The organism is Brevundimonas sp. TWP3-1-2b1 (assembly GCF_049896165.1).
GTDB classification, from domain to species: domain Bacteria; phylum Pseudomonadota; class Alphaproteobacteria; order Caulobacterales; family Caulobacteraceae; genus Brevundimonas; species Brevundimonas subvibrioides_B.
On the sequence record NZ_JAFCTT010000005.1, the window covers coordinates 155,577 to 180,043 of the forward strand.

Sequence of the window (24,467 nt, forward strand, 5' to 3'; positions counted from 1 at the left end):
TCAGGCGGCCTTGCTCTGGGCTTCACGCAGCATGATCCAGCCCGGCAGGGCGAACAGCAGGAACAGGGCGGCGGTGCAGACATAGAGATACTGGTCCGGCTGGCGCACCAGCAGCCCCAGCGCCACCGCCGTCAGCCATCCGCCGGCCGAGGTCGCCAGCATCCACGCCTTCTTCTTCAGCACCCAGGCGACCGACCACGCCGCAGCCTGCAGCCCGAACACCACGGCCGGATAGTAGAGCCAGAGGGCGAAGTCGTTATCTCTCGCCGCGCCTGCGCCGAAGATGATGATCATGGCCAGATTGACCATGCCCGCGCTGGAGAAGCCCGCGTTCAGCGTCCGCGTCGCCAGTGGGCCGCGATTGCCGCCGCCGCCCTGGCGCATGTCCCGGATCGAGGCCCAGGCGATCGTGGCGCAGACAGCGACGGTGATGCCGATGACGAAGGCCAGATTGGCCAGGTCGGGCCAGCGGATCACGCCGACCATCTGGCCGATGTGGAACAGGCACTGGAGACCATACAGGAGCCCGCCCGCCAGATAGCAGATGGCCATGGTGATCGACGGCTTGCCGCCGCCCTCGACGATCGAGCGCAGGAAGGCGAGGTCGGCCTCGGCGGACGGCTTCGTGGAGCTGGCGGGCTTGGCGGGCATGGGCGATTCTCATCTGCAACCGGCCCGCCCGGGGTGGACGAGCCGGCCGGGCTTGGCAAGTTATTCAGCAGGAACGGCCGCGCTGTGCGGGCTTCGACGCCACGGCACGCGCCGCCCGTTGAGCCAGCGGCCCATGAAGCTGTGGCGGATCAGCAGCTCGTAGGTGATCAGGCAGACGGCGAAGACGCCCAGCGACACCCCGCCCAGCTTGAGCCACCACGGCCCGGCCCAGTCCTGCACCCAGACCTGGGCCAGCATGACCAGCGGCAGGTGCAGGATGTAGACCCAGTAGGAGGCGTCGGCGAGATAGCGCCGGATCGCGCTGTGCCCCGACAGGAAGCGAAGGCACAGCCCCATGGCCGCGAATGCCGAGGCATAGACCGCCAGGGCCGTCACCGCCGCCGCGATCGCCTTCTCGTCCGTCAGCTCGACCATGGGGGTGATCTTCGGTCCGCCGGCCAGACTGTAGGCGGCGGCGCTCGACACCACGGCGATGGCGAGGAACAGGGGCGTCCAGGCGGCGATCCGGTTCAGCAGGTCGCGCCGACGGTCCAGCAGGAAGCCCAGGCCGAACGCCAGGCCGAACCCGACCAGCGACGCCGTATGCGGAACCAGCCCCGCATCCGGCGTCGGCACGGCGAAGAAGGCGATCCATTTCGGGTCCAGATACAGGGCCAGGGCCAGCGGCGCGGCCAGAACGGCCGGGGTCCATGGGCCGATCAAGGCGCCGGTGAACCGGTCCACGACCCGCCCCCAGCCGCCGTCCTTGTCCAGCAGCGCGAAGGGCGCGCGCAGGATCAGGACCGCCGCATAGAAGAGCATCAGCACATACAGGAACCACAGATGGGTCAGCGGGAAGTTGGTCCAGTCGTAGGTCGGCGGCGGAGGCGGCGGGGCGCCCGGCACGATCAGGCCGTTTATGTGCGACGTCCAGATCAGGGCTCCGACGATGCCGACCATGACCGGGAACCAGAAGGCCGCCAGCGGTCCCGTGATCCGCAGGATCCGGTCCTTCGCAAAGCCCAGCCACCCCCGACGCGCCAGCATCATATGGGCGAACAGACCGGCGATCAGGAAGAAGGCGGTCATCCGGAACAGGTGGATGGCGAAGAACAGCCCCGCCGCGCCGATGGACCGGCTGTCGTCCGCGACGATCCAGATCTGCTGCGGAAAGAAGGCGAGGCTGGCGTGCAGGACGACGCCCAGCAGCAGGGCGCCCGCCCTCAGGGCGTCCAGTCCATGCAGCCGTTCCGGCCGGTCGGTGTCGGTGGTCATGATGGATCTCCCCTCGTGTGGAGAGCGGTTTCTCACAGACTTGTTTGATATGCAAACTTGTTCGTCAAAAAGAACCCCGCCTCGATCTCTCAAGGCGGGGTTCCGAAGGCCTAGTGGACGGTCGGGTGCTGTTCCGAGGCCACGACGCTGACGCCGTCCGACACGGGGGTGACCGGCACGGAGACCGAGGGACCGGAGTTGGGGAAGTTGTTCTCGTCGCGGTTCGGCGCGGCGCCCTTCTCCAGCAGATCCTTGATCTCCTCGCCCGACAGGGTCTCGTACTCCAGCAGGGCCTGGGCCAGGGTCTCCAAGTCGGCAGCCCGGTCCGTCAGGATCTGGCGCGCCTCGTCCCAGCCCGAGGTGACCAGTTTGCGGACCTCGGCGTCGATGGTGCGCGCGGTCTCTTCACTGATGTTCTGGCTGCGGGCGACCGAGTGACCCAGGAAGACTTCCTGCTCGTTCTCGCCATAGGCCACGGTGCCCAGGACGTCGGAGAAGCCCCACTGGGTCACCATGCGGCGCGCCAGCTTGGTGGCCTGCTGGATGTCCGAGGAGGCGCCCGAGGTGATGTTGTCCTTGCCGAAGATGATCTCCTCGGCGACCCGGCCGCCGGCCAGGATGGCGATGCGATCGATCATCTGCTGGTATTTCATGGAATAGCGGTCGCCTTCCGGCAGCTGCATCACCATGCCCAGGGCCTGCCCGCGCGGGACGATGGTCGCCTTGTGCACCGGGTCGGCCATCTTGACGCTCATCGCCACGAGGGCGTGGCCGCCCTCGTGATAGGCGGTCAGGCGGCGCTCCTCCTCATTCATGGCCATGGATTTGCGCTCGGCGCCCATCATGACCTTGTCCTTGGCGTCCTCGAAGTCGCGCTGGGTGACCATGCGCCGGTCCTTGCGCGCCGCCATCAGGGCCGCCTCGTTGACCAGGTTGGCCAGATCGGCGCCGGAGAAGCCGGGCGTGCCGCGCGCGATGGTCTTGGTGTTCACGTCGGCGGCCAGGGGCACGTCCTTCATGTGCACGCGGAGAATACGCTCGCGACCGGCGACGTCCGGGTTCGGCACCACGACCTGACGGTCGAAGCGGCCGGGACGCAGCAGGGCCGGGTCCAGCACGTCGGGACGGTTGGTCGCTGCGATCAGGATGATGCCTTCGTTGGCCTCGAACCCGTCCATCTCGACCAGCAGCTGGTTCAGCGTCTGCTCGCGCTCGTCATTGCCGCCGCCCAGGCCTGCGCCCCGGTGACGACCGACGGCGTCGATCTCGTCGATGAAGATGATGCAGGGCGCGTTCTTCTTGGCCTGTTCGAACATGTCGCGGACCCGCGACGCGCCGACGCCGACGAACATCTCGACGAAGTCGGAGCCGGAGATCGAGAAGAAGGGCACGCCTGCCTCACCGGCGACGGCGCGGGCCAGCAGGGTCTTGCCCGTACCCGGAGGGCCCACCAGCAGCGCGCCCTTGGGGATCTTGCCGCCCAGTTTCTGGAACTTGGCCGGGTCCTTGAGGAAGTCGACGACCTCCTGCAGTTCCTCCTTGGCCTCGTCCACGCCGGCCACGTCGTCGAAGGTCTTGCGACCCTTGTGCTCGGTCAGCAGCTTGGCCTTGGACTTGCCGAAGCCCATGGCCCCGCGCGCGCCGCCCTGCATCTGGCGCATGAAGAAGATCCAGACGCCGACCAGCAGCAGGATCGGCAGCAGGCCGATCAGCAGTCCCTGCCACCACGACTGGCGAGTGGTCTTCACATCCACCTCGGCGCCCGAAGCGCGGATGGCCTCGACCAGACCCTCGTTCGGATAGGGGGTGGTGGTCACGAAGCGGGTGTCGTTGCGATAGGTCCCGGTGACCTGATCGCCGCGAACCGAGACATCCTTGATCTGGCGGCCTTCGACCGCAGTGACCAGTTCGGAATAGGTGATCGGATCGGGCCGGCCCTGCGCCTGGGCGCCGGGGGCCTGGCCGGGCATCGTCGCGCCGCCATTCTGGCTGATGGCGGCATAGACGGCCAGCAGGCCCAGTATGATCACGCCCCAGATCGCCAGGTTACGCAGGTTCATTGGTCTGAAATCCTCGTCGCCGACCTCGTGAGCCGGGAGATGTTACGTCGTTGTCGTCAAAATAGGTCAGGCGGCGGCGTTTCGCCATGGATGGTTCCGGCAAGGTCGCTTTCCTGCGTCGTTTCGCCCGAGGACGCCCACAGGGCGAGGCTCAGACGGCGCGGCCCCAGGGTGCGAACCTCGGCCTTTCTCCATGCAAGAACCGGCGCACCCCCGCCGTCCCGGATCAGGACCGGCAGGGCTGCCCGCGCCCAGGCCGGAACCGCGTTCACGATGGCGCGATCCGCCTTCGACAGGGCGTTCAGGCGACCCAGCGCGGCGGCTGCGGTCCAGCCGGGTTCGCGTCCGGTGATCTCATAACGGCCGTCCCAGACGACGGACACTCCCGGGTGCAGGGCGATCTCGGCGACGGGGCGACGGCGCATCTCGCCCGCCTCGCGGCCGACGATAACCGTCCCCCCCAGGGCCTCGATCCGCGCGCCGACGAGGGTGGCGGTGAAGTCTTCGCCTGCATTCAACCGTTCCGCCAGCCTCTCGAGCCGATCCCCGCGCGGGGGCGCATCGCCACCGGATGCGCACAGCAACACCGCTGCGAGCTCTGCTGCATCAATCGATCGATCGATCTCAATTCCCTCTCCCAGAGGGAGAGGGCTTGAGCGCACGACGGCTGGTCGTCGTTCTTGCGCGAAAGGGTGAGGGGTTGGCGCTAACCGCCGAAGGCTGCCCCTCACCCTTTCGGCTGAAGACGCATCGCTACGCTCTGCGAGACTCAAGCCCTCCCCCCCCGGGAGAGGGTTCAATGCTGCACGCGCTCGTCCTCGCCCGAACGCCGCATTCCCCGGGTCCTCGATCCAGTCCTCCCCGGCCTCGCGCAGAACGGCACGCAGCGCCTCGCGCCCCTCCCCGAGCATCGGGCGCAGCAGCATCAGCCCCCGCCCCTCCGGCCAGGCCGGCGATGGCGACCATTCCCGCAACAGGCCCAGGGTCGAGCCCCGCTCCCGCATCCAGTCGCCCTCGGCGATGTCATCGGCCGTGTGGGCGAACAGCACGACCTTCGCCCCCGCCTCGCGCGCGGCCTCCGCAATCAGGCCATGCCGGGCCCGGCGGGCGGCGGCGGGCAGGCCGGTCGACGGCTTCGCCCCCTCCCAGCGACGCTCGATCCAGTCCGCCCCCGACGCCCGGGCCGCCGCCTCGCAGCGCCGGCTCCAGTCGCGGCTGTCCGGGTTCAGCCGATGATCGACGGTGATCGCCAGCAGCCGTCGGCCTGACGCGCGGGCCCAGGCCGCCGCGATCCGCAGCAGAGCCATGGAGTCCCCGCCGCCGGACAGGGCCAGGGCCACGGGATGATCGACATCCTTCTGAAGCCGCGCCTCCAGCCGCGCCGCGACCCGGCCTTCCAGCCCGGTCGGGTTCAGCGGCAGCCTGCCCGCGTGCGGGTATCGGTGGCTATGGCGCGCAGGGCCGGCGTCGAGGTCGCCTGATAGCGCCGGACGTATTCGCCCAGGGCCGCACAGGCCTGAGCGTCCCGGTTCGTCGCTTCCAGCCCGCGCGCGAGCTTCAACGTCACCTCTCCGGCCCACGGCAGGGTCGGCCAGCCCGACAGGGCTGTGGCGTACTGCTGCACCGCGCCGGCCTGGTCTCCCGTGGCGCGGATGATGTCGCCGATACGCCAGACGGCTTCCTTGCCCGACGGCGTGTCCGGCCAGTTGGTCGCCACGGCCTCCAGCGCGGCGCGCGAGGCGGCCGGGTCGGTCACGGCGCGGGCGGCGGCCAGGTCGGAGACCGCGTCCCCGGTCGGCGAGCGCGGCCCGCGCGCGGCCTCCTCGGCGGCTTCCTCGGCCGCGCGCCGGGCCGCTTCAGCAGCGCTCTCCAGCCGTTCGACGCGGTTGTCCGTATCGTTCAGCCGGTTGCGCAGGGCGGCGTTGTCGCGGTCGCTCTCATCGAGTTGGAAGGTCAGTCGCTCGATGTCGCCGTTCACGCGCTGGACGGTCGCCTCCATGTCCTGCAGCCGGCGATCCATCTGGGACACGCGTCCCTGCAGGGCGATCAGTTCGGGATCGGACTCGACCAGCAGGGGCTCGCCGACCTGATTGTTGCGCTGGATCAGGGCGCGCTCCAGCCGGCGGACGTTGCGGTCCAGGTTGTCCAGGCGGCGCACGTCCCACTGGATGGCCGGCAGGGGCTGGGTCTGGGCGATGACCGCGCCGCCGATCAGGCCGAGGGCCACGGTCGCGAGGGCGATGTTACGGAGGGAGAATGAGCTCTTCATGACGCTACAGCTTTCATCGATTTGAGGCCGCCGCAAGGCGTCAGGCCCCGAGGCCTAGCGCGACAATGGCCGCGAGGAACAGGGTCGAGACCAGCAGACAGAAGAACAGCAGGAAGCATGTCCGCCACAGCGCCGACCAGATCGACAGCCCATAGGCCCCCTTCAACTGGGCGAACATATGCGCCGGAACCGCCAAGGCGCCGACAAGGCCCAGAAACCCGGCCAACCAGCCGTTCATCCGCCCCAGAACGCCCAGCAGCATGAACAGGATGGACATGAAGGTCAGGGAATACAGTACGAACACCCCGTGGTCGTACCAGGTGAACCCCCGTTTCCAGGCGAACAACAGCCAGAGGAACGGGATCGACATCGGCACCAGCAGGAAGGCGAACTTGTAGGTCGTCTGCTGGAATTTGTAGACGGCGAGGTCGGGGTTCGCGAGCTTGTGCAGGATCTTCTCCTGCATTGTCTTGTCGCCGAGCCCGATGCGGATGTTCCCGTTGTGGGCCATGTCGGCCATGCTCGCCTGCCAGCTGCCGACGGTCAGGCCATCGGCGCGCGTGCCGGTCGCCTTCGCCTCCTTGAGCGCCTGAAGCTCGGCTTCCGCCCCCGCCAAGCCGGCCTGCAGACCGGCCCGCGCCCCCTCTGCGCCCGGGCTGTCCGCTACGCTTCTGGTTTCAGCCTCGGCGATCTGGGCCCGCAGGTTGGTGATCGCAGTCTCCGCGCCGGCGATCCGCTCGTCCACGCTGCGCGTCTCGGTCGGCATGAGGGCGGCCCCGCCGAAGCTCAGGGCGAAGAACATCAGGAAGACGGTGAACAGGAAGATGGCCAGGGGCGAGACGTAGCGGGTCCGTTTGCCCTCGATCCGCTCGCGCGTCAGCCGGCCGGGATTGGCGACCAGCAGCGGCAGGGTGCGCCAGATGCGAGCGTCGAAATGCATGACCCCGTGCAACAGCTCTTCGCCGAGGTGCAGCAGGGTCCGGTGGACATGGGTCGGCTGGCCGCAGTTGGCGCAAAAATTGGCCGTGGTCGGCTCACCGCAGTCGCTGCAGGTCCCGACGTGGTCTTCGCCTGCGACGCCGCTCGGCTTCTCGACCGCCCCCGCGATCAGGGCACCGGTCGCCAGACCGCCCGCCGCATCGATATCCACCATGGCCCCTTCCGGCACTGTGTCGGCCCTATGTGCAGTGCAGCGAGGGAGCGAGCAAGGGCGGATCGGTCTCCTCCCTGTGCGAAGCATGGGGAGGTGGATCCGTAGCGAAGCGGAGGAGACGGAGGGGCTCTTGCCGCCGTCCAGAACCCCTCCGTCTGCTCGCAAGGGCTCGCATCCACCTCCCCATTCGCCGAGCGGCGAACAGGGAGGAGACACGTTTTTCTATTGCGCGCCCGAAGCGATCGCCGTGTGGCCGTTGCGGTTGCGGGCCCACGAGTCCTCGCTGGAGCCGACGGCGATCGGGCGTTCCTTGCCGAAGCTGATCGTATCGATGCGGCCGGCCGAGACGCCGCGTTCGATCAGATAGTTGCGGATCGATTCGGCGCGGCGGGCGCCCAGGGCCAGATTGTATTCGCGGGTGCCGCGTTCGTCGGCATTGCCCTCGATGCGGACAGTCACGCCGGGATAGCGGGCGAGCCAGGCCGCCTGGGCGTCCAGGCGCGGATAGGCCTCGGGGCTGACCGAATAGGAATCGAGGTCGAAATAGATCCGGTCGCCGACGTTGACGACGAAGTCCTGTTCCGAGCCGGGCGCACCCGAGCCGATATTGCCGCCGTCGATGCCGCCGTTGCCGGGGCCCGGGTAGGCGGGGTTGTCGATCGCCGGACCGCCCGTGCCGTCAGCCACGCCGGTCACCGGGCGGCGGGGCGCGCAGGCGGCCATCGAAAGGGCGACCAAACCGACCAATGCGAACCTGGTCATGTTGGATGCGGTCATCATCGGATCATCTCCTCCTTGGCGGTCCTGCGAAGCTTGAGCATAGGTCGCGAACCGTGGCTTTTGTCTGTGCCGTCTCCGGCGATAACGCACTGTTGTTCGGGCGGGTCCTCCGAACGGCTTTTACGAAGAGCAGCTGTCGGCCCCCTGACCGACGCCGAGGTTGTTGGGGCTTTCGTCCAGCAAGGGCGACCAGGCGGGATCGGACCCCCGCCCCTGATAGCCGGACTGGGCGATGACGCGGCCGGACAGATCGACCATCCACAGGTTGGTGTTCCCGCCGCGCGTCTGGCGCGAGAACATCAGATAGCGGCCGTTGGGGGCCCAGGACGGGCCTTCCTCGAAATAGGAGCGGCTCAGCATCCGTTCGCCGGACCCGTCGACGCCCATCACCCCGATGCCGAACTGGCCGCCGCCGGACTTGGTGAAGGCGATCAGGTCGCCGCGCGGGCTCCAGGCCGGGGCCGTATAGCTGCCGCCGCCTCGCGAGATCGGCCGCTGGCCCGAGCCGTCGGCGTTCATCACATAGAGGCGTGGCGTCCCCGTCCGGTCGGAGTTGAACACGATCCGCGATGCGTCCGGCGAAAACGACGGCGAGGTGTCGACGCCCGGATCACTGGTCAGACGCGACAGCTGCCGCGTCCTCAGGTTCATCACATAGACGTCGGTATTGCCGCCCCGGACGATCGAGAAGGCGACCTTCGACCCATCCGGCGAATAGCGCGGCGCAAAGGCCTGGCCGTCGAACTCGCCCAGGCTTTCGCGACGACCGGTCGTCAGATTGTAGAGGTAGATGCGGCTGTAGTCCTCACCCAGCGCCATATAGGTGATCTCGTCGGAGTTGGACGAGAAGCGCGGCGTCAGGATGATCTCCGAGCCATCGGTCAGGAAGACAGGATTGTACCCATCCTGGTCGACGATCGCGAGGCGCGACAGGCGGTTCAGCTCGGTGCCGCTCTCGGCGACATAGATGATGCGGGTGTCGAAGATGCCGGTCTCGCCGGTCATCCGGGCATAGACGACGTCGGCGATCTTGTGCGCGATCCGGCGCCATTGCTCGGGCGTGGCGGTGAAATTGTAGCTGACCAGCTGGCACTGACGGTACGGGTCATACAGTCGGAAGCCGAAGTCGTTGCGGCCGTCCGGGCGCGGCGTGACCGAGCCATACAGCACCGCCTGGGCACCGATCTGGGTCCACTGCTGGAAGTTCGGCGCATTGGCCAGGCTCAGATTGGTCTCGATGAAGCTGGCCGGGTTGATCGGCTCGAAGAAGCCCGAGCGGCGCAGGTCGCCCGACAGGACGTCGGCGATCGAGGTTCCGTTCTGGCCACTGAACGGCGCGACCGCGATCTGGAACGGACGCAGCACCCCCTGATCGATCTCGACCTCGATCGGTTCGCCTGTCTGGGCCGGCTGGGCCTGGGTCTGCTGGCGCGACGGACCGTTCAGGTCACGGGCGGACTGGGCCTGCGCGAAAGAGGTCGCCGCGATGCCGATGGCCGCGACGGTGCTCAGAAGCAGGTTCAGACGCATCGATGTCTCCAGGCGCAGCGAGAATGTCCCGGTCCTTATCGCCAGACCGCGTGACAAACGCCAGCATGGCGGCGAATGGGGCGACTTTCGGGACGGCAACCTTTGCCGGGCGAAGCGTCAGGGATGATCAGGTCGCATTTTTCTTTCGTCATCCTCCGGCGCGAAGCGACCGGGGGACGCAGCGGCGCGCGAGAGCGCGAACCTGCCGCGCACATCGCGGCTTCCCACAGCCTGCCTGAACAGATCGCCTTCGGCGCCTCCCCCGGTCCGATCTCCGATCGGCCGGAGGATGACGATGGGTCCCCCGGTCTGCGCCGCGAAGGCGCGGCTTGCCGGAGGCTGACGAAAGATGGGAGCAGTCCGCCTCAACGGTTCCGGCACGCCCGTTCGGTGACGAACACCGGGCGATAGGCGCCGCCGGGGAAACCCGCAGGCACGTCGAAGGGCGCGGTCTGACGGATGGCGCGCAGGGCGCCGTCGGCGGCGGCGCGATAGACGGAATCGGGGCGCGGATTGCGCAACGTCGGTCCCGCCGTGATCCGCCCGTCGACCGACAGCGTCAGGTCCATCTCGATCCGCAACTGATTCGCGCCCGGGATGTCGCAGGGCAGGGTCCAGTTCGGATAGACCTGGTTGAAGATGGCGGTCAGTTGAGGCCCGGTGGCCTGGGCGGCCTGTCCCCGCCCCTGCTGCCCCGTGGCCGGACGCGGACCGGGTGTCGGCGCGGGCCGGCGCGGACCGGCCAGGGCGTCGAGATCCAGCGACGGCTGCGGCTGGGCCGGAGCCGGGCGCGGCGGCGTGGGACGCGGCGGAGTCGGTCTGGGCGGCGTGGGCCGGGGCGGGACAGGTCTCGGGGTCGGCGTCGGCGTGGGCCGGGGCGTCGGGGCGGGCGGTGTGGGCGTCGGCGGGACCGGTTCCGGCGGCGTCTCGACCGGCGCCGTCGCCGCCTCGTCCGTGACCAGTTCCTCGGACGGATTGTCCGGCGCGGCCGCCTCGACCACCATGTCGGAGACGATCGACACCGGCACCGACGACACCGTCGGCAGGATCTCGGCCTCGCTCTCGGGCCAGCGGATCAGGAACATCGCCGCCACGCCCGCATGCAGCAGCAACGCGCCGAGGATCGCCGGTGACGGACGCGAGGCCGCCATGGCTCAGCCTTCCCCGCCCGGAGCCGGTTCCGCCGTGTCGGTGATCAGGTTCAGCCTGGTGAAGCCGGCCGCGGACAGCCGGGCCATGACCCGCGCCACGGCCTGATAGGGCGCGCGTCCGTCGGCCCGGACGAAGATCGACAGTTCCTCGCGGTCCACGCCATCGGCGGCCTCGGCCACCCGGTCGGTCAGGGCGTCGTAGGCCGTCTCGTCGCGCTGGACGAAGATCGCGCCCTCACGGTCGATCGACACCGTCACCGGCGGCTTGTCGGTCTCGACCGCGCTGGCCTCGGTCTTGGGCAGTTCCACCGGAACGCCGACGGTCAGCAGCGGCGCCGAGATCATGAAGATGATCAGCAGCACCAGCATCACATCCACCAGGGGCGTGACGTTGATCTCGCTCAGCGGCCGTTTGCGGGCGCGGCGTCGACCCCGAACGTGGCCTCCGCCTCCACCCATCGCCCCACCACCGGCCACGACTCAGACGCTCCGGCGGAAGGACAGGTCGGGAGCGGACGGCGGCGGCGGGGGCGGCGGAGCGACCGGGGCCGGGCCTCCGCCCAGACGGCGCGCCACGGCGGCCTGCAGGTCGTCGGCGAAGCTTTCGAGACGGCCGGTAAACTTGCCCGCGTCGATCGAGAACTTGTTGTAGGCGATATAGGCCGGGATAGCCGCCGCCAGACCCACGGCCGTAGCGAACAGGGCCTCGGCGATGGCCGGTGCGACCGTCGTCAGATTGGTGTTTCCCGCCGCCGCGATCCGCCCGAAGGCGTTCATGATGCCCCAGACCGTGCCGAACAGGCCGATGAAGGGCGAGGCGGTGGCGACCACCGACAGCACGCCCAGGCCTTCCTCGATCCGCTGACCCTCCCGTGCGATCAGGGAATCGAGGCTGCGGTCGATGCGCGAGATAAGGAGATTGCCCTCGGTATCGGTCAGCGTCCCCTTGCGCCGCGTCTCGCGCCAGTCCGACAGGGCGATGACCAGCATGCGCGGCAGGGCGTGCGCCGGCTCCGGTCCCGCCTGGGCCGCCACATCCTCCAGCGACCGCCCCGAGGCGATGGCCTTTTCGAAGGCGTTCGCCTGAGTGTTCAGGGCGGTGAAGCGGAAGGCCTTGTCGATGATGACCGTCCACGACCACACCGAGGCGACGGCCAGCCCGACCATCACGCTCTTCACCACCCAGTCGGCGGTGAGGAACAGGGTCACCGGGTTCAGCATCGAGGCCTCGGAGGCGACAGTGGCGGCGACAGTCATGGGCGGATCCTGGGGAGAACAGTCGGATTCTATCGAGCCACGTGGCGTGGCGGTTCTATGGCCGAAGGGCCGATGGGGCGGCCGTCGATTCCTGACGACCGCCGGTCTGCGGCGGAATGGCCACGGAAACGGGCGCTACCGGAGTCTAGCCAGCGTCGCCCGGTTGCGCCAGCCAGGGCGTCACCGCCTCGACCAGCGCCCTGGTCGGACGTCGCGGCCGTCCGTCCAGATGGATGCAGACGGCCGTGACATCGGCCCGGCACAGCGCCTCACCATTCCGCTCGATGACCTGGGAGATCAGCAGCCTCACCCCTTTCACAGCGTCATAGGTGGTCCGCACCACCAGGGCGTCGTCGATCCGGGCGGGCTTTATGAAATGCAGCTTCATCTCCGCCACCACGAAGGCCAGCGGCGGATCGATCTCCAGCAACTGCGCATGACCGATGCCCGCCAGCCTCAGGAAATCCGACCGTCCGCGCTCGAAATAGCGGACATAGTTGGCGTGATAGACCACCCCGGTGAAGTCAGTGTCCTCGTAATAGACCCGCAGCGGCAACAGGTGCGCGCGGCCCTCGAAACGGCCGGCGGTGGGGATGTCGGTCATGCGGCCGGCGGGTCCAGGGTGAAGTCCAGCGGCGTGTCGGCTGCCGGCAGACAGCTGCGGTCCACCGGCGCCGACGGGTCGCGCAGGAAGTCCCGCGCCATCCTGCGCGTACAGGGGCTGGCGTTGATCACCCCGTGGGTGGCGTTGGTCACGATGACGACCTGGCTGTTGGCGTAGCCGCGTGCGGCGGCCTCGGTCAGGGCCGGCGGGCAGCCGGGATCGATCTCGGCGGCGACGAACAGGGTCGGGATATCGGTCACGACCGGGGCGTTCTCGATCCCGGCGGCCGGACGCTCGCCGATCGCGTCGCAGACGTCGAACAACCGTGACAGCGACGGAACCAGAACCTCCGCAACCGGATCGCCCGCCGCTCCGGCCGCCAGCCGCGCCTTCGACTCGAACGGCAGCTCCTCCTTGCACAGGTGGGCCATGTGCTGGCCTTCGAAATAATAGGTCCGGCTCTCGGCGATCTCGGCGACAGGCGTCAGGTCGCCGGCCATGATCCTGTCCAGATCGGCCGGCAGGCGACGCACGCCGACGCGGCTGTAGGTCGTGTCCATCAGGAAGGCGGACAGATCGTCCACATTGAAGGTCCGCCCGTCCCTGCCCGTGATCGGCCCGGCCAGCCAGTGTCGCGCCTCGGTCTCGAACCGGGCCTGCATGTCGGGATAGCGGGCGCTGCATTCAGCCTGGGCCGCGCATTTGGCCAGGATGATCCGCACGGCGGTCGAGACCTGCTCGGGCGTACCGACGGCCCAGTTGCCCTCGGGCGGCCACGGGCTGTCCATCACGACGGCGCGCACGATCTGCGGTTGATGGGTGATGACGGCGGCCTCGATCCGGGGCCCGTAGGATCCGCCGCGCAGGTCGATCTTCTCCAGCCCCAGCACCTGGACCAGGTCGCGCACATCGTCGGCGATGGCGGCGGCGTTGTACCAGTTCAGATCGATCCCCTGGGCCTGATAGTCGCGCAGACAGGCGATCAGCCCGTCGCGATCCTCGTCCGAGGGCGGCCCGGCGTCGGTCAGTTCGACGCCCGGGCAGTCCATCGACGGCCTGCCTCGCCCGCCGCCCCTCTGGTCGAAGAAGATCATGTCCTGATCGACGGCCAGGGCGTCCGGGTTCTGCTGCGCGGCCTGCAGCATCCGCCCGACGCCCGGCGTCGAGGCCCCGCCCGGCCCCCCATGAAAATTCAGAACCGGCGGCAGCAGATGCCCCGACGCGTCGCGATACGGCGTCGACGCCTTGACGATCACCACGGCGATATCGATCCGCCGCTCGCTCGACCCGTCACGCGCCTCGTCGACCGTCAGCGTGCCGCAGCGAACCTCGCGCACCCCGGTCGGCCACTCGGCCGGGCAGGCGGTGTCGGTGAACACCGGATCGGCGGCGAGGGCGGGCGCGGCCAGCGCGGTCCCGCCGAACAGCAGGCACAGGGCGGCGAGTGCGCGAAGGATCATGGACGGTCTCCGGTTCGCCGACACCAAAGTCCCGCGCCCGGCGCTTGGCAAGCCGCTCGCAAAAGTTATCTGGCGCGCCAGGCGAGCGAAGCGTTAGCTGTGCGGCGTTGGAGGGAAACGCCATGTATCGCAGCCTGACTGCCGCCGTCGCCGCCCTGGCCCTCGTCGCCGCCATGCCGGTCTTCGCCCAGACCCCGGGCCCGACCGCCCCGGCACCTCCCACCCCGACGACCTTCGACGAGGCCGTCGGCCAGATCGATGCGAATTTCGATCGCTGGCAGACCCAGGCCCACGCGCCCGGCCTGATCTGGGGCGTCGTTCAGGACGGCCGCCTCCGCTACGTCCGCTTCACCGGCCAGCGCAATCTCGACAGCCAGGCGCCGGTGGACCTGCACTCCCTGTTCCGCATCGCCTCCATGTCCAAGGCCTTCACCGCCGTGGCCATCCTGAAGCTGCGCGACGAGGGCAGGCTGTCGCTCGACGACCTCGCCGAAACCCATGTGCCGGAGATGGCGCACTGGACCTACCCGACGGCGGACTCGCCGCGCATCAGGATCCGCGACCTGCTCAATCACGCCGCCGGCTTCGTCACCGACGATCCCTGGGGCGACCGCCAGCAGGTCCTGACCGAGGCTGAATTCACCGCCATGCTGGAGGCGGGCGTTCCCTTCACCCGCAGTCCGGAGACCGCCTTCGAATACTCCAACTTCGGCTACGCCCTGCTGGGCCGGATCGTGACCAGTGTCTCCGGTCGTCCGTACAATGAGTATATCCGGCAGGAGATCATGCAGCCGCTTGGCATGACCTCGACCGGCTACGATGTCTTCGCCTCCAACCCGACCCGGCGCGCCCTCGGCTACCGCTGGGAGAACGAGGCCTGGGCGCCCGAGCCCGACATGCGCCACGGCGTCTTCGGCGCCATGGGCGGGGTCGAGACCAGCGCGCCCGACTATGCGAAATGGATCGCCTTCCTGCTGTCCGCCTGGCCCGCCCGCGACGGCGAGGAGACCGGCCCCGTGCGGCGTTCGACGGTGCGCGAGATGGCGACCGGCTCCAACTTCGTCTCCGCCAGCCTCCGCACCCTGCCCGACGGTACGCCCTGCCCGGTCGGGGTCGCCTACGGCATGGGTCTGCGGGTCTCGGCCGACTGCGAGCTCGGACAGGTCCTGGCCCACGGCGGCGGCTACCCCGGCTACGGCTCCTACATGATCCTGCTGCCGGAGCGGGGCCTGGGCCTGTTCGCCTTCGCCAACCGCACCTATGCCGGCCCGTCCGCGCCCTTGCTGGAGGCAGCGAACCTGCTGGTCCGCTCGGGCGCCGCCCCGGTCCGCGCCACCCCGGTCAGCGAAGACCTCGCGGCCGCCTATGCTGCGACCGGCCGCATCTGGGCTGCCGGGGACGTCTCGGTCGAACACGACCGGCTGGCGATGAACGTCCTCATGGATCGCTCGGTCGAGAACTGGCGCACCGTCCTCACGACGGCGAAGGTCGATGCCGGCGACTGCGTCACCGAAACGCCCGTCGTTGCCACGGGCGCCCTGTCCGGGATGTTCGACTGGACTTGCGAAAAGGGCCGTATCTCGGGCCGGGTCCTGCTGGCCCCAACCACGCCGTGGTCGATCCAGGCCCTGAACTACCGCCTGATCCCGAACGCGCCCTGACCCGTCAGGCCGCGTGTTTCTTCCGCGCCGCTTCGTTCAGGGCTTCGGCCATGCGCTCACGCCAGTCGTCGCCCTCTTCGGCGAACGCCCGGATCGTCTCGGCCGGAAGTTTGAGACCCACCTCGCCCAGACCCGCCAGCCGGGCATAGGCCTCGGGAGACAAGACCTCGCGCGCGGGGCGCATGCGCGCGATATCGGCGTCCGTCAGTTCGGGGTTGTCCCAATCTTCCGAAGGATCAACCGGTGCGGAGTTCGTCATACTTCCTGACCTCGCGCGGGTTCGCCCGACGCAGACTGATGATGCGGGTGATGTCGTCCCGCTCGGTGTAGACGACGACGTGAACACGGCCGTCGATCGGCAGATAAGCATACCATCGAGGCTCGCCGTAGTCTTGCCGATCGTCGGAAGCAATGAAGGCAGCCGTCCAATCGCCCGCTTCCGCCAAGGCCAGTGACACGCCGTGCTTGGTGCGGTTGACGGCGTCCTTGGCCGGATCAAAGTCGATGCTCACTCGAACAGGCCGCCCTGTCCCGGAGTCGTCGGCTTCGGCGGTTCGCTCAATCCCAGATGCGCATAGGCCTTCGCGCACGCCATCCTTCCGCGGGGGGTCCGCTGGATGAAGCCCTGTTGCAGCAGATAGGGCTCGATCACATCCTCGACCGCGTCGCGCGCCTCGGCGATCGCCGCCGCCAAAGTGTCCATCCCGACCGGTCCGCCGCCGTAGTTCTCGATCAGAGCCTTCAGGAAGCGACGGTCGTTCGCATCCAGCCCCGCCTCGTCGATCTCCAGCCGTGACAGCGCCCGCGCCGCCACGATACGGTCGATCACCGCCGCCCCCTCCGCCTCGGCGAAATCCCGCACCCGGCGCAGCAGCCGCCCTGCCACGCGCGGCGTGCCTCGCGCCCGTGAGGCGATCTCGCGCGCGCCCTCGTCATTGATCCCCGTTCCCATCTTCCGGGCGGCCCCGGTGATGACCCTCACCAGTTCCTCCGGCGTGTAGAATTCGAGTCGCAGCGGAATCCCGAACCGGTCGCGCAGCGGCGTCGCCAACAGACCCGCCCGCGTCGTCGCTCCCACCAGGGTGAAGGGCGCCAGATCGATCCGCACCGACCGCGCCGACGGTCCCTCGCCGATGATCAGATCCAGCACATGGTCCTCCATCGCCGGATAGAGGATCTCCTCCACCGTCGGGGCCAGCCGGTGGATCTCGTCGATGAACAGGACGTCGCGCGGTTCGAGATTGGTCAGGATGGCCGCCAGATCCCCCGCCTTGGCCAGGATGGGGCCGCTCGTCGCCCGGAACCCCACGCCCAGCTCCCGCGACACGATCTGGGCCAGGGTCGTCTTGCCCAGTCCCGGCGGCCCGAACAGCAGCACATGGTCCAGCGCCTCGCCCCGCCCCCGCGCCGCGTCGATGAAGATCTTCAGATTGCCCTTGGCCTGCTCCTGGCCCACGAACTCCGACAGGGTCTGGGGCCGCAGGGCGCGGTCATAGGCCTCGCCGGGGGCGGGCTCGGGCGAGATGATGCGGTCGTCAGTCACGCTTCGGTCCAGTGTCGAGTGGCGAGTGGCGAGTGGCGAGACGGACGTCCAACCAGCGCGAGCTCATCGGCATGGCCGGAGCACAGCCCTGGAAGGCCGCACCGACCTCCTCGCCACTCGCCACTCGCCACTCGCCACTCCACCCTCACCGCCCCAGCTCCTGTAACGCGGCCCGGATCACGGCCGACAGTTCGGCGTCATCGCCCAGCCGGATCAGCGCCTGATCCACGGCCCGGCGCGCATTGACCTCGGCCACGCCCAGCCCCAGCAGGGCCGACACGGCCTCGCCCGTCACGCTCGGAAGCGGCGGTGCGATCTCCGCATGCACGCCCGCCGCGCTCGGCGTGAACGACACATCCCCCAGCGACTTGCCTTTCAGCTCGGTCACGATTCTCAGCGCCAGTTTCGGCCCCACCCCGTTCGCTCGCCCGATCGCCGCCTTGTCGTCCCGCGCGACCGCGCTCGCCAGTTCGCCCGGCGGCAGGACGTCCAGCACCGACAGCGCCGCCTTCGGCCCAACCCCCTGAATCCCGGTCAGGGTCGTGAAGGCCCGCCGCTCGTCGCGCGTCAGGAAGCCGTACAGGCGCGGCCCGTTCTCCGCCGACCAGCTCGATTCGATATGCAGGGTCGCCTCGTCGCCCGGCGCCGGCAGTCGCTGCAGCGTCCGCGCCCCGCATGTCACCACATAGCCCACGCCCGCGCAGTCGATCAGGCAATGCCCCTCCTCGACCTCGGCCAGAACGCCTCTCAGCCGCCCGATCATGTATTCCTCCCCCATCGGGGGAGGGGGACCGCAGCGCGCTTGCGCTGGGGTGGAGGGGGCTCACCGCGAAGAAGGTGCCTGGCTTTGGCCCCCTCCACCGCTACGCGGTCCCCCTCCCCCGACGGGGGAGGAATAAGCAGGGCCCGCTTGCGCAGCTGCGCATGGGTGATCGCCACCGCCAGCGCATCGGCGGCGTCGGCCTTCACGTCCCCGGCGGCCCCTCGGCAGGACTGGGGCAACAGGCGCTTCACCATGAAGGCGATCTGGCTCTTGTCGGCATGGCCGGCTCCCACCACCGCCTTCTTGATGAGATTGGGCGAATACTCCGCCACCGACAGCCCGGCCTGCGCCGGGGCCAGCATCACCGCCGCCCGGGCATGACCCAGTTTCAGCGTCGACGACGGGTTCACATTGACGAACACCTCCTCGATCGCCGCCTCGTCACAGGAATAGGCGGCGCAGACCTCTCCCACTTTCTCGAGAAGCCAGAGCAACCGTTCCGACAGCGGCGCCCCTTCCGGCGGGGCGACCACCCCGTGCGCGATCCAGCGCAGCCGCGAGCCCTCGGCTACGATCACACCCCAGCCGGTGCGGCGCAGGCCGGGGTCCAGTCCCAGAATTCGAGTCCCCCCGCCTTGATGAATCATGCTGTTCGTCATTCGTTCCAGTCATGCCCCAAACAAGGTTGACGGACAATGACCGCCGTCATTCCTCGCGCGGCAGGATCGAGAAGCCGGCCAGGCCGTCCTCGGCGCTGAGCTGGGCCACCAGGCCGTCGATGTCGATCGGCACATGCCCCTTCACCTTGAGATGATGCTCATGGATGGCCCCGTCGTGGCTCATCACATGCCCCAGACGCACCACCTTCACCCCCCTGAAGCGCAGCAACTCGCGCACGGCCACGCCGTTGGGCGCTTCGCCACGCTTCCAGCGCAGGGTTACGTCCATCACCCCGACATGGGGCAGTCTCGCGTCCAGCACGCGCAGGATCCCCAGCACGCCCAGGGTGGCGCCTGACCCCAGCAGGGCCAGGTCCAGCATCCCCACTCCGAACAGCACCCCGATGGCCGAGGTCACCCACAGCGACGCTGCCGTGGTCAGGCCGTGCACGGAAAACCCCTCGCGGAAGATCACCCCGGCGCACAGGAAGCCGATGCCGGTCAGCAGGCCGTGCGACATCCGCGTCGGGTCGATGACGACCGTCTGGCCCGGCAAGGCCGTGAAGGCCCAGGTCGACTGGTGCATCGCCGCCAGCATCAGCAGGCACGAGGTCAGACAGACCAGGATATGGGTCCGAAAGCCGGCCGGGTGGCCGTGATAGGTCCGCTCTACCCCGATCAGGCCGCCCGCCGTCATCGCCGCAGCGACCGGCCACAAGAGATTCAGATCGAACACCAAATACGCTCCGGGAACTGACGAATCTTCAGGCTAGCCCCCCAACGTCGCCGCATGCAAGTCCGGCGTGATCCGGGGCGGGACAAGGGCGCGGCTTCACGCTAGCTTCGACGCCGAACAAGAGGGATCGATCATGTCGAACACAGCCGGCGCCGTCGTCGCGGCCCAGAGGATGCGGGCAGAGCGCCGGATGATCGAGGCGCTGCGGGCCGCCGGGGCCTTCTCCCCCGACAAGGCCATCCCCCTGTCGCCCGACAGGAACCTGGCCAGACTCGCCCTGCGCGGCCTGCTGCGCCAGAACGCCATCCGTCAGGCCCGGGCCGGCTTCTACTACCTCGATGAGCCCGTCTATGCGGCGGTCCGCAAGAGCCGCCAGCGCCTGCTGATTGGCGTGGGCGTCATCGCCGTCGTCTTCGGCGTGGCCCTCGCCATCGCCACCTCCAGCAAGGCCCAGACCGCGCCGGCGCCCCGCCCCGACCAGCTCGCCTTCCGCGCCCTCTACGAGGAACTGGTCGAGACCAACACCACCCTGTCCGAAGGCAGCTGCACCCTGGCCGGGGAGCGTATGGCCGCCCGCCTGACCGCCGCAGGCTATCCGGCCGCCGACGTCCGCATCCTCGCCCCGGCGGATCGGCCGAAGGACGGCAATCTGGTCGCCACCCTGCACGGCTCGGACCCCGATGCCCCCGCCCTCCTGCTGCTCGCCCACATCGACGTGGTCGAGGCCAATCCCGCCGACTGGACCCGCGATCCCTTCACCCTGGTCGAGGAGGGCGGCTATTTCTACGCGCGGGGCGCCAGTGACGACAAAGCCCAGGCCTCGGTCTGGGTCGATACCCTGGTGCGGCTCAGGCAGGAGGGGTTCGCCCCCGCCCGCGACATCAGGATCGCCCTGACCTGCGGCGAGGAGACCGCCGACGTCCACAACGGCGTCGAATGGCTGCTGGCCGAACACCCCGAGACCCTTCAGGCCGGTTTCGCCCTGAACGAAGGCGCCGGCGGTCTGCTCGACGATCAGGGCAATCGCCTCGCCCTCGCCGTCCAGGCGGGCGAGAAGATCTATCAGGACTATACGCTCGAGCTGACCAACCCCGGCGGCCACTCCTCGCGCCCGAGGAAGGACAACGCCATCGTCGCCATGGCGGCCGGCCTCTCCCGCGTCGGCGGCTTTGAATTTCCGCTGGAGCTGAACCCGGTCACCCGCGCCTATTTCGCGGCCCTGGCCGGGACCCAGCCGCAACACGCCGCCGACATGCGCGCCATCAGCGCCGCCGCCGGTCCCGATGCGGAGGCCGCAGCCCGCGTCTCGGCCGCCAATCCGTCTTGGAACGCGACCTTGCGCACCACCTGTATCCCGACCCTGATCGACGGCGGCCACGCCCCGAACGCACAGCCCCAGAAGGTCACCGCCAACATCAACTGCCGCATCCTGCCCGGCCATACGGTGGCCGAGACCCAGGCGGAACTGACCCGGCTGATGGCTGATGCCGCCATCTCCATCACCCCCGTCGGCCGCCCCAGCCCGACCGCCCCGCCGCCGGCGCTGTCCGACGCCGTCATGGGTCCGATCCGCGAGGTCGCGGGTGAGATGTGGCCGAACGTGCCGATCCTGCCGACCATGGCGACGGGGGCCACCGACGGTCGCTTCACCAATGCGGCGGACATCCCGACCTATGGCGTCACCGGCATGTTCGGCGATCCCGACGGCGGCGGCGCCCACGGCCTCAACGAACGGATCCGCGTCCGCTCCCTCTACGAGGGCCGCGACTTCCTGTTCGAGATCGTCAAACGCTACGGCATGCAGGGCGGCTGACATGCGCGGAGTGGTCCTCGCCGCCCTGATCGCGACCCCGGCGCTGGCGGGATCGCAGCGGCTGTCCGACGATCTGCGCATGCCGGAATTCGAAGGCGGACGCGCGGTGGCCCGGATCATGGTCCTGCAGGAAGCGCCCTGGCCGAACCGTGAGATCACGCTGTATGCCGTCCGCCCCGACCGCCTCGGCATCGATCCTCTCGATGGCCCCCTATCGGCGATCGCGATCAGCACCAACGGCCCGCCGCAGGTCGCCCGTTCGGCCGATTGTCCGGTCCTGCGTGCTGGCATGGAGGCCTTGCGCGCCCTACCGCCCGTATCGACCGCACCCACGCCCCTCGTCGTCCGGCCGCCGGGAACCCTGCTCATGCTGGAGAGCAAGAAGGACGGGGCCCGCTACGAGATCACCGTCGAGGTGGCCGCGCCGAACGGGAGCGCGGCCCTTCTGACGATCAACGATTACGGCGGCGACTACGCGGCCTGGGCCTATGCGCTGGACCGGGACCTCCACCCCTGCTGGACGCGCTGGCCCTGAGCCCTAGCCGTTGGCCTCGATATAGGTCTCGGGGTCCTTGTTGACGGGCCGCACGCCGGTGATGTGATCGGCCTCGAAGGCGGCGAACCGCACGGCCAGTTCGTGCCGCTTCGACACCGGGGCGTGGCGGCGGAAGTCCGTCAGCCCCTGTCGTTCCTCCTCGCCCATATGCTTTGAGTTCACGACATTGGCCTTGCCGACCGCCTCGATCCAGGCGCCGGTCCCGACGGGGTGTTGCTCGACCGCCTTGACCGCGTCGCGCAGCCTGTTGTGATCCTCGATGGCGTCCCCGGTCTCGCCCTCGACCGTGCCGTCCTCGGCGTCGTTGGCGCCCTCGCCCAGTTTGAGCAGCTCGGGATAGAAGAACCGCTCCTCGGCCTCGGCGTGGACATCCAGGAACGCCTTCAGCCGCGACCAGACCGCCGTCAGCGCATCGACGTCCTTCGGATCGATCTGTTCGAGGATCGAGAACAGCCGCCTTTGCTCGGCGTGGTCGTCGAGGATCAGCTGGGTGATGTCCATGGGGCGGCTCCGGCGCGAACAGTGAAGCCTCGATACGCCCGCCGCAGGGCGCCAGTTCCGTGCGAACGACTCGCGTCGGTCAGCTGAAGGGTTCGCGGCTCGTGTGCCAGACGCGCAGAACCAGAACACAGTCGAGCTCCGTCCGGTAGACGAGCAGGAAAGGCGTGGCGGCGACCACCAACTCCCGTCTGCCGTCGGGACGAGCCCGCCCCTTGCCGGGGAAATCACGCAGCCCATCCGCTGCTTCCAGAACGCGATCTTCTGTCGCGATGGCGGCCGAGATATTGTCTCGCGCGATGTAGTTGACGCCCTCTTCCAGATCAGCTTCCGCTTCCGGCGTCCAGATCAGCCTCAGGCGGCGTCCGTCCATCGGGCTCGCCGTGCGTGCAGCCGGGCAACGACCTCCTCATGCGGGATGCCTTTGCCCGCCGCCAGAGAGGCTTCCGCTTCGACGATCGCCGCCTCCAGAGCGTCATGCTCGCGAGCAATAAGCTCCGCCGCTTCCACCAGCAGTTCGCCGGCCGCTCGGCCTCTGGCGCTGGAGAACGCATCCAGCTTGGCCTTCACGGCCTCATCCATCTCGATGGTCACATGCACGGTCATGGCGTGGAGATTACCACCACCCCCGACCGCCGCCAAACTCAGGCCACGATGGCCTGGACCGATCCGCTTTCGATCGGGGCCGGCCGGCCGCCGCGTTCGCGACGGGCGGCGTCGAGCGCGGCCGACGACATCGCAGCCTCGGCCCGGGCGCCTTCCAGTTCCGCGCGCAGGGCGGCGGCCTGCTGGATCATGGTCTGGGCCTTGGCGTGGTGCTCGTCCTGCGCCGCCGCCAGCTTGGCCTGGATCTTCAGCATCCGGTCCTCGGCGCGGGCGATGGCCTTCTCGTGGGTGGTCGCGGCCTTGGCCAGGGACTCGGCGCGGTCGACGGCGGCGAGGCGGGCGACCTCCATCCCGGCCAGGCGCTGGCGGGTCTCTTCGGTCTCGGATTCCAGGCCGCGGATGCGCTCCATGGCGCGGTCCAGGCTGACCTGCAGCTGTTCGGCCTTGCGCTCGGTCCCGTGCGAGCCGGTCTGCAGCTCGCTCAGGCGCGACGCCTGTTCGGTGTTCAGGACTTCCAGCCCGTTGGCGCGGGCCGTGGCCGTATCGAGCCGCGACGACAGGGAGGCGATCTCGGCCCGGGCGGCCTCGGTCTGGTTCTCCAGCGTGCGCAGGGCGCGGGCGGCTTCGCTCTGCTCGGAGGCCGAGCGGGCGCGTTCGGTGGCCAGCTGGCCTTCGCTGGCGGCCGACGATCGGGCCAGGGCGGCGATCTCGGCCGAGACCTCGTCCACGCGACGACGAAGGACGGTGTTCTCTTCGGAGGCCAGGGCATGATCGCGCTGGATCTGCGCCCGGCCGGCCTCGGAGTCGGTGCGCAGGCTCTCGGCCTGCTTCAACTGGGTGCGCAGGGCCTCCTGGTCCTGTTCAAGTTCCTTGATCCGCTGACCGGAGACGCGTTCACCCGCCTCGAGCGCCTCGATCTTGCCGGTCGCCAGCGACAGTTCGCTGCGCAGACGATCGGCCTCGACCCGGGCTTCCTGCGAAGCTGTGGTCTGTTCGCCGAGCCGCGCCGCCAGGTCTTCCGCCCGCGCCTCGCTCTCGGCCAGGGCGTCGGCCAGCTTGCGCACCTCGACGGTCGCGGCCTCCAGCCGGGCTCCGTTGTCGATGCTGGCGGCGCGCAGGTTGATCAGTTCGACGTGGCCGTCGCGCCGCGACCGGAACTCCGCCTCCAGCGGATCCCGCAGCTGCGCCAGCAGGCTCTCGAAGGTCCCGAACCGGCGCGCCATGTCCGACAACTGGTCGAGGCTGTCCTGAATGGTCTCGAACCGTTCGCCGATCACGCCGGCGGCGTCGCCGCCGCTCTCACGCTCATCCATGGACGGCGCGACGCCCTGGGCGCTCTTGCCGCTCCGCGACAGAACTCGATCAATCCTGGACAACATCGTCATAACGCCCCCGCTGACGGGCGGATCATGCCTGATGCAGGCGCCTCGAATCGAGCCGCC

General features: G+C 69.1%; 25 protein-coding genes and 1 pseudogene. 3 read left to right on the forward strand and 23 right to left on the reverse strand.

The genetic code is table 11. From position 1 onward, the window contains the following. The 13 genes from ACP7AB_RS06770 to ACP7AB_RS06830 form a co-directional block, all read right to left on the reverse strand. Positions 1-651 carry a hypothetical protein gene (locus tag ACP7AB_RS06770; RefSeq protein ID WP_425988831.1) on the reverse strand — a complete coding sequence of 217 codons (651 nt, stop codon included), beginning with the start codon at positions 649-651 and terminating at the stop codon, positions 1-3. Between the two features lie 60 nt (positions 652-711). Further along, a complete protein-coding gene (locus ACP7AB_RS06775; protein ID WP_425988834.1) occupies positions 712-1,926 on the reverse strand; it encodes an acyltransferase family protein in 1,215 nt (404 codons plus the stop codon). A 110-nt stretch (positions 1,927-2,036) separates the two neighbouring features. Next, on the reverse strand, positions 2,037-3,986 hold the full coding sequence (gene ftsH, locus ACP7AB_RS06780; protein WP_425988837.1) for an ATP-dependent zinc metalloprotease FtsH: 1,950 nt from the start codon (positions 3,984-3,986) through the stop codon (positions 2,037-2,039). Positions 3,987-4,042: 56 nt separating this feature from the next. Then, positions 4,043-5,326, reverse strand: coding sequence for a tRNA lysidine(34) synthetase TilS (tilS, locus tag ACP7AB_RS06785; RefSeq protein ID WP_425988839.1), 1,284 nt, complete (start codon positions 5,324-5,326; stop codon positions 4,043-4,045). Positions 5,327-5,397: 71 nt separating this feature from the next. Continuing rightward, positions 5,398-6,255 carry a tol-pal system protein gene (locus tag ACP7AB_RS06790; protein WP_425988841.1) on the reverse strand — a complete coding sequence of 286 codons (858 nt, stop codon included), beginning with the start codon at positions 6,253-6,255 and terminating at the stop codon, positions 5,398-5,400. 40 nt (positions 6,256-6,295) lie between these two features. Beyond that, positions 6,296-7,408 carry a DUF3667 domain-containing protein gene (locus ACP7AB_RS06795; protein ID WP_425988844.1) on the reverse strand — a complete coding sequence of 371 codons (1,113 nt, stop codon included), beginning with the start codon at positions 7,406-7,408 and terminating at the stop codon, positions 6,296-6,298. Positions 7,409-7,630: 222 nt separating this feature from the next. Then, a complete protein-coding gene (gene pal, locus ACP7AB_RS06800) occupies positions 7,631-8,185 on the reverse strand; it encodes a peptidoglycan-associated lipoprotein Pal (RefSeq protein WP_425988983.1) in 555 nt (184 codons plus the stop codon). Positions 8,186-8,308: 123 nt separating this feature from the next. Beyond that, on the reverse strand, positions 8,309-9,718 hold the full coding sequence (tolB, locus tag ACP7AB_RS06805) for a Tol-Pal system beta propeller repeat protein TolB (RefSeq protein ID WP_425988847.1): 1,410 nt from the start codon (positions 9,716-9,718) through the stop codon (positions 8,309-8,311). A 365-nt stretch (positions 9,719-10,083) separates the two neighbouring features. Further along, positions 10,084-10,869, reverse strand: coding sequence for a hypothetical protein (locus tag ACP7AB_RS06810; RefSeq protein WP_425988850.1), 786 nt, complete (start codon positions 10,867-10,869; stop codon positions 10,084-10,086). A gap of 3 nt (positions 10,870-10,872) precedes the next feature. After that, positions 10,873-11,328 carry an ExbD/TolR family protein gene (locus ACP7AB_RS06815; RefSeq protein WP_425988853.1) on the reverse strand — a complete coding sequence of 152 codons (456 nt, stop codon included), beginning with the start codon at positions 11,326-11,328 and terminating at the stop codon, positions 10,873-10,875. A gap of 21 nt (positions 11,329-11,349) precedes the next feature. Continuing rightward, complete coding sequence (gene tolQ, locus ACP7AB_RS06820; protein WP_425988855.1) at positions 11,350-12,126, reverse strand: protein TolQ; 777 nt, start codon at positions 12,124-12,126, stop codon at positions 11,350-11,352. A gap of 145 nt (positions 12,127-12,271) precedes the next feature. Continuing rightward, entirely contained in the window at positions 12,272-12,730 is a 459-nt protein-coding gene (locus tag ACP7AB_RS06825; RefSeq protein WP_425988858.1) for a YbgC/FadM family acyl-CoA thioesterase, read from the reverse strand. Then, a complete protein-coding gene (locus tag ACP7AB_RS06830; RefSeq protein WP_425988861.1) occupies positions 12,727-14,190 on the reverse strand; it encodes an alpha/beta hydrolase in 1,464 nt (487 codons plus the stop codon). Before ACP7AB_RS06830 ends, ACP7AB_RS06825 begins: the two co-directional genes overlap by 4 nt. A gap of 122 nt (positions 14,191-14,312) precedes the next feature. Between ACP7AB_RS06830 and ACP7AB_RS06835 the strand changes: the two genes are divergently transcribed. Continuing rightward, positions 14,313-15,851: a serine hydrolase domain-containing protein gene (locus tag ACP7AB_RS06835; RefSeq protein WP_425988864.1), complete on the forward strand. Its 1,539-nt coding sequence runs from the start codon at positions 14,313-14,315 to the stop codon at positions 15,849-15,851. A 4-nt stretch (positions 15,852-15,855) separates the two neighbouring features. On the opposite strand, the gene ACP7AB_RS06840 is transcribed toward ACP7AB_RS06835, so the two are convergent. The 6 genes and pseudogenes from ACP7AB_RS06840 to ACP7AB_RS06865 form a co-directional block, all read right to left on the reverse strand. Then, a complete protein-coding gene (locus ACP7AB_RS06840) occupies positions 15,856-16,110 on the reverse strand; it encodes a BrnA antitoxin family protein (RefSeq protein WP_425988867.1) in 255 nt (84 codons plus the stop codon). After that, positions 16,088-16,363 carry a BrnT family toxin gene (locus ACP7AB_RS06845; protein ID WP_425988870.1) on the reverse strand — a complete coding sequence of 92 codons (276 nt, stop codon included), beginning with the start codon at positions 16,361-16,363 and terminating at the stop codon, positions 16,088-16,090. Before ACP7AB_RS06845 ends, ACP7AB_RS06840 begins: the two co-directional genes overlap by 23 nt. Next, the gene (gene ruvB / locus ACP7AB_RS06850; RefSeq protein ID WP_425988872.1) at positions 16,360-17,394 is read right to left on the reverse strand and encodes a Holliday junction branch migration DNA helicase RuvB; all 1,035 of its coding nucleotides are present in this window, start codon (positions 17,392-17,394) and stop codon (positions 16,360-16,362) included. Before ruvB ends, ACP7AB_RS06845 begins: the two co-directional genes overlap by 4 nt. 145 nt (positions 17,395-17,539) lie before the next feature. Beyond that, a complete protein-coding gene (gene ruvA, locus ACP7AB_RS06855; protein WP_425988875.1) occupies positions 17,540-18,157 on the reverse strand; it encodes a Holliday junction branch migration protein RuvA in 618 nt (205 codons plus the stop codon). 137 nt (positions 18,158-18,294) lie between these two features. After that, a pseudogene (gene ruvC, locus ACP7AB_RS06860) lies at positions 18,295-18,816 on the reverse strand (crossover junction endodeoxyribonuclease RuvC); the annotation flags it as partial. 46 nt (positions 18,817-18,862) lie between these two features. Beyond that, positions 18,863-19,552, reverse strand: coding sequence for an MgtC/SapB family protein (locus tag ACP7AB_RS06865; RefSeq protein ID WP_425988878.1), 690 nt, complete (start codon positions 19,550-19,552; stop codon positions 18,863-18,865). A gap of 133 nt (positions 19,553-19,685) precedes the next feature. Here ACP7AB_RS06865 and ACP7AB_RS06870 point away from each other — a divergent pair, with 133 nt between their 5' ends. Together ACP7AB_RS06870 and ACP7AB_RS06875 are read left to right on the forward strand one after the other, a co-directional pair. Beyond that, positions 19,686-21,365 carry a M20/M25/M40 family metallo-hydrolase gene (locus ACP7AB_RS06870; protein ID WP_425988881.1) on the forward strand — a complete coding sequence of 560 codons (1,680 nt, stop codon included), beginning with the start codon at positions 19,686-19,688 and terminating at the stop codon, positions 21,363-21,365. 1 nt (position 21,366) lies between these two features. Next, a complete protein-coding gene (locus ACP7AB_RS06875) occupies positions 21,367-21,900 on the forward strand; it encodes a hypothetical protein (protein WP_425988884.1) in 534 nt (177 codons plus the stop codon). A gap of 3 nt (positions 21,901-21,903) precedes the next feature. Here ACP7AB_RS06875 and ACP7AB_RS06880 read toward each other — a convergent pair whose 3' ends face one another. The 4 genes from ACP7AB_RS06880 to ACP7AB_RS06895 all read right to left on the reverse strand — a co-directional run bounded on the left by ACP7AB_RS06880 (position 21,904) and on the right by ACP7AB_RS06895 (position 24,410). After that, on the reverse strand, positions 21,904-22,422 hold the full coding sequence (locus tag ACP7AB_RS06880; RefSeq protein ID WP_425988887.1) for a hemerythrin domain-containing protein: 519 nt from the start codon (positions 22,420-22,422) through the stop codon (positions 21,904-21,906). 79 nt (positions 22,423-22,501) lie between these two features. Then, on the reverse strand, positions 22,502-22,792 hold the full coding sequence (locus tag ACP7AB_RS06885) for a type II toxin-antitoxin system RelE/ParE family toxin (RefSeq protein ID WP_425988890.1): 291 nt from the start codon (positions 22,790-22,792) through the stop codon (positions 22,502-22,504). Then, on the reverse strand, positions 22,774-23,025 hold the full coding sequence (locus tag ACP7AB_RS06890) for a CopG family ribbon-helix-helix protein (protein ID WP_425988893.1): 252 nt from the start codon (positions 23,023-23,025) through the stop codon (positions 22,774-22,776). The genes ACP7AB_RS06885 and ACP7AB_RS06890 overlap by 19 nt, the downstream gene beginning before the upstream one ends. Positions 23,026-23,063: 38 nt before the next feature. After that, the gene (locus ACP7AB_RS06895) at positions 23,064-24,410 is read right to left on the reverse strand and encodes a hypothetical protein (RefSeq protein WP_425988897.1); all 1,347 of its coding nucleotides are present in this window, start codon (positions 24,408-24,410) and stop codon (positions 23,064-23,066) included. Positions 24,411-24,467 lie beyond the last annotated feature (57 nt).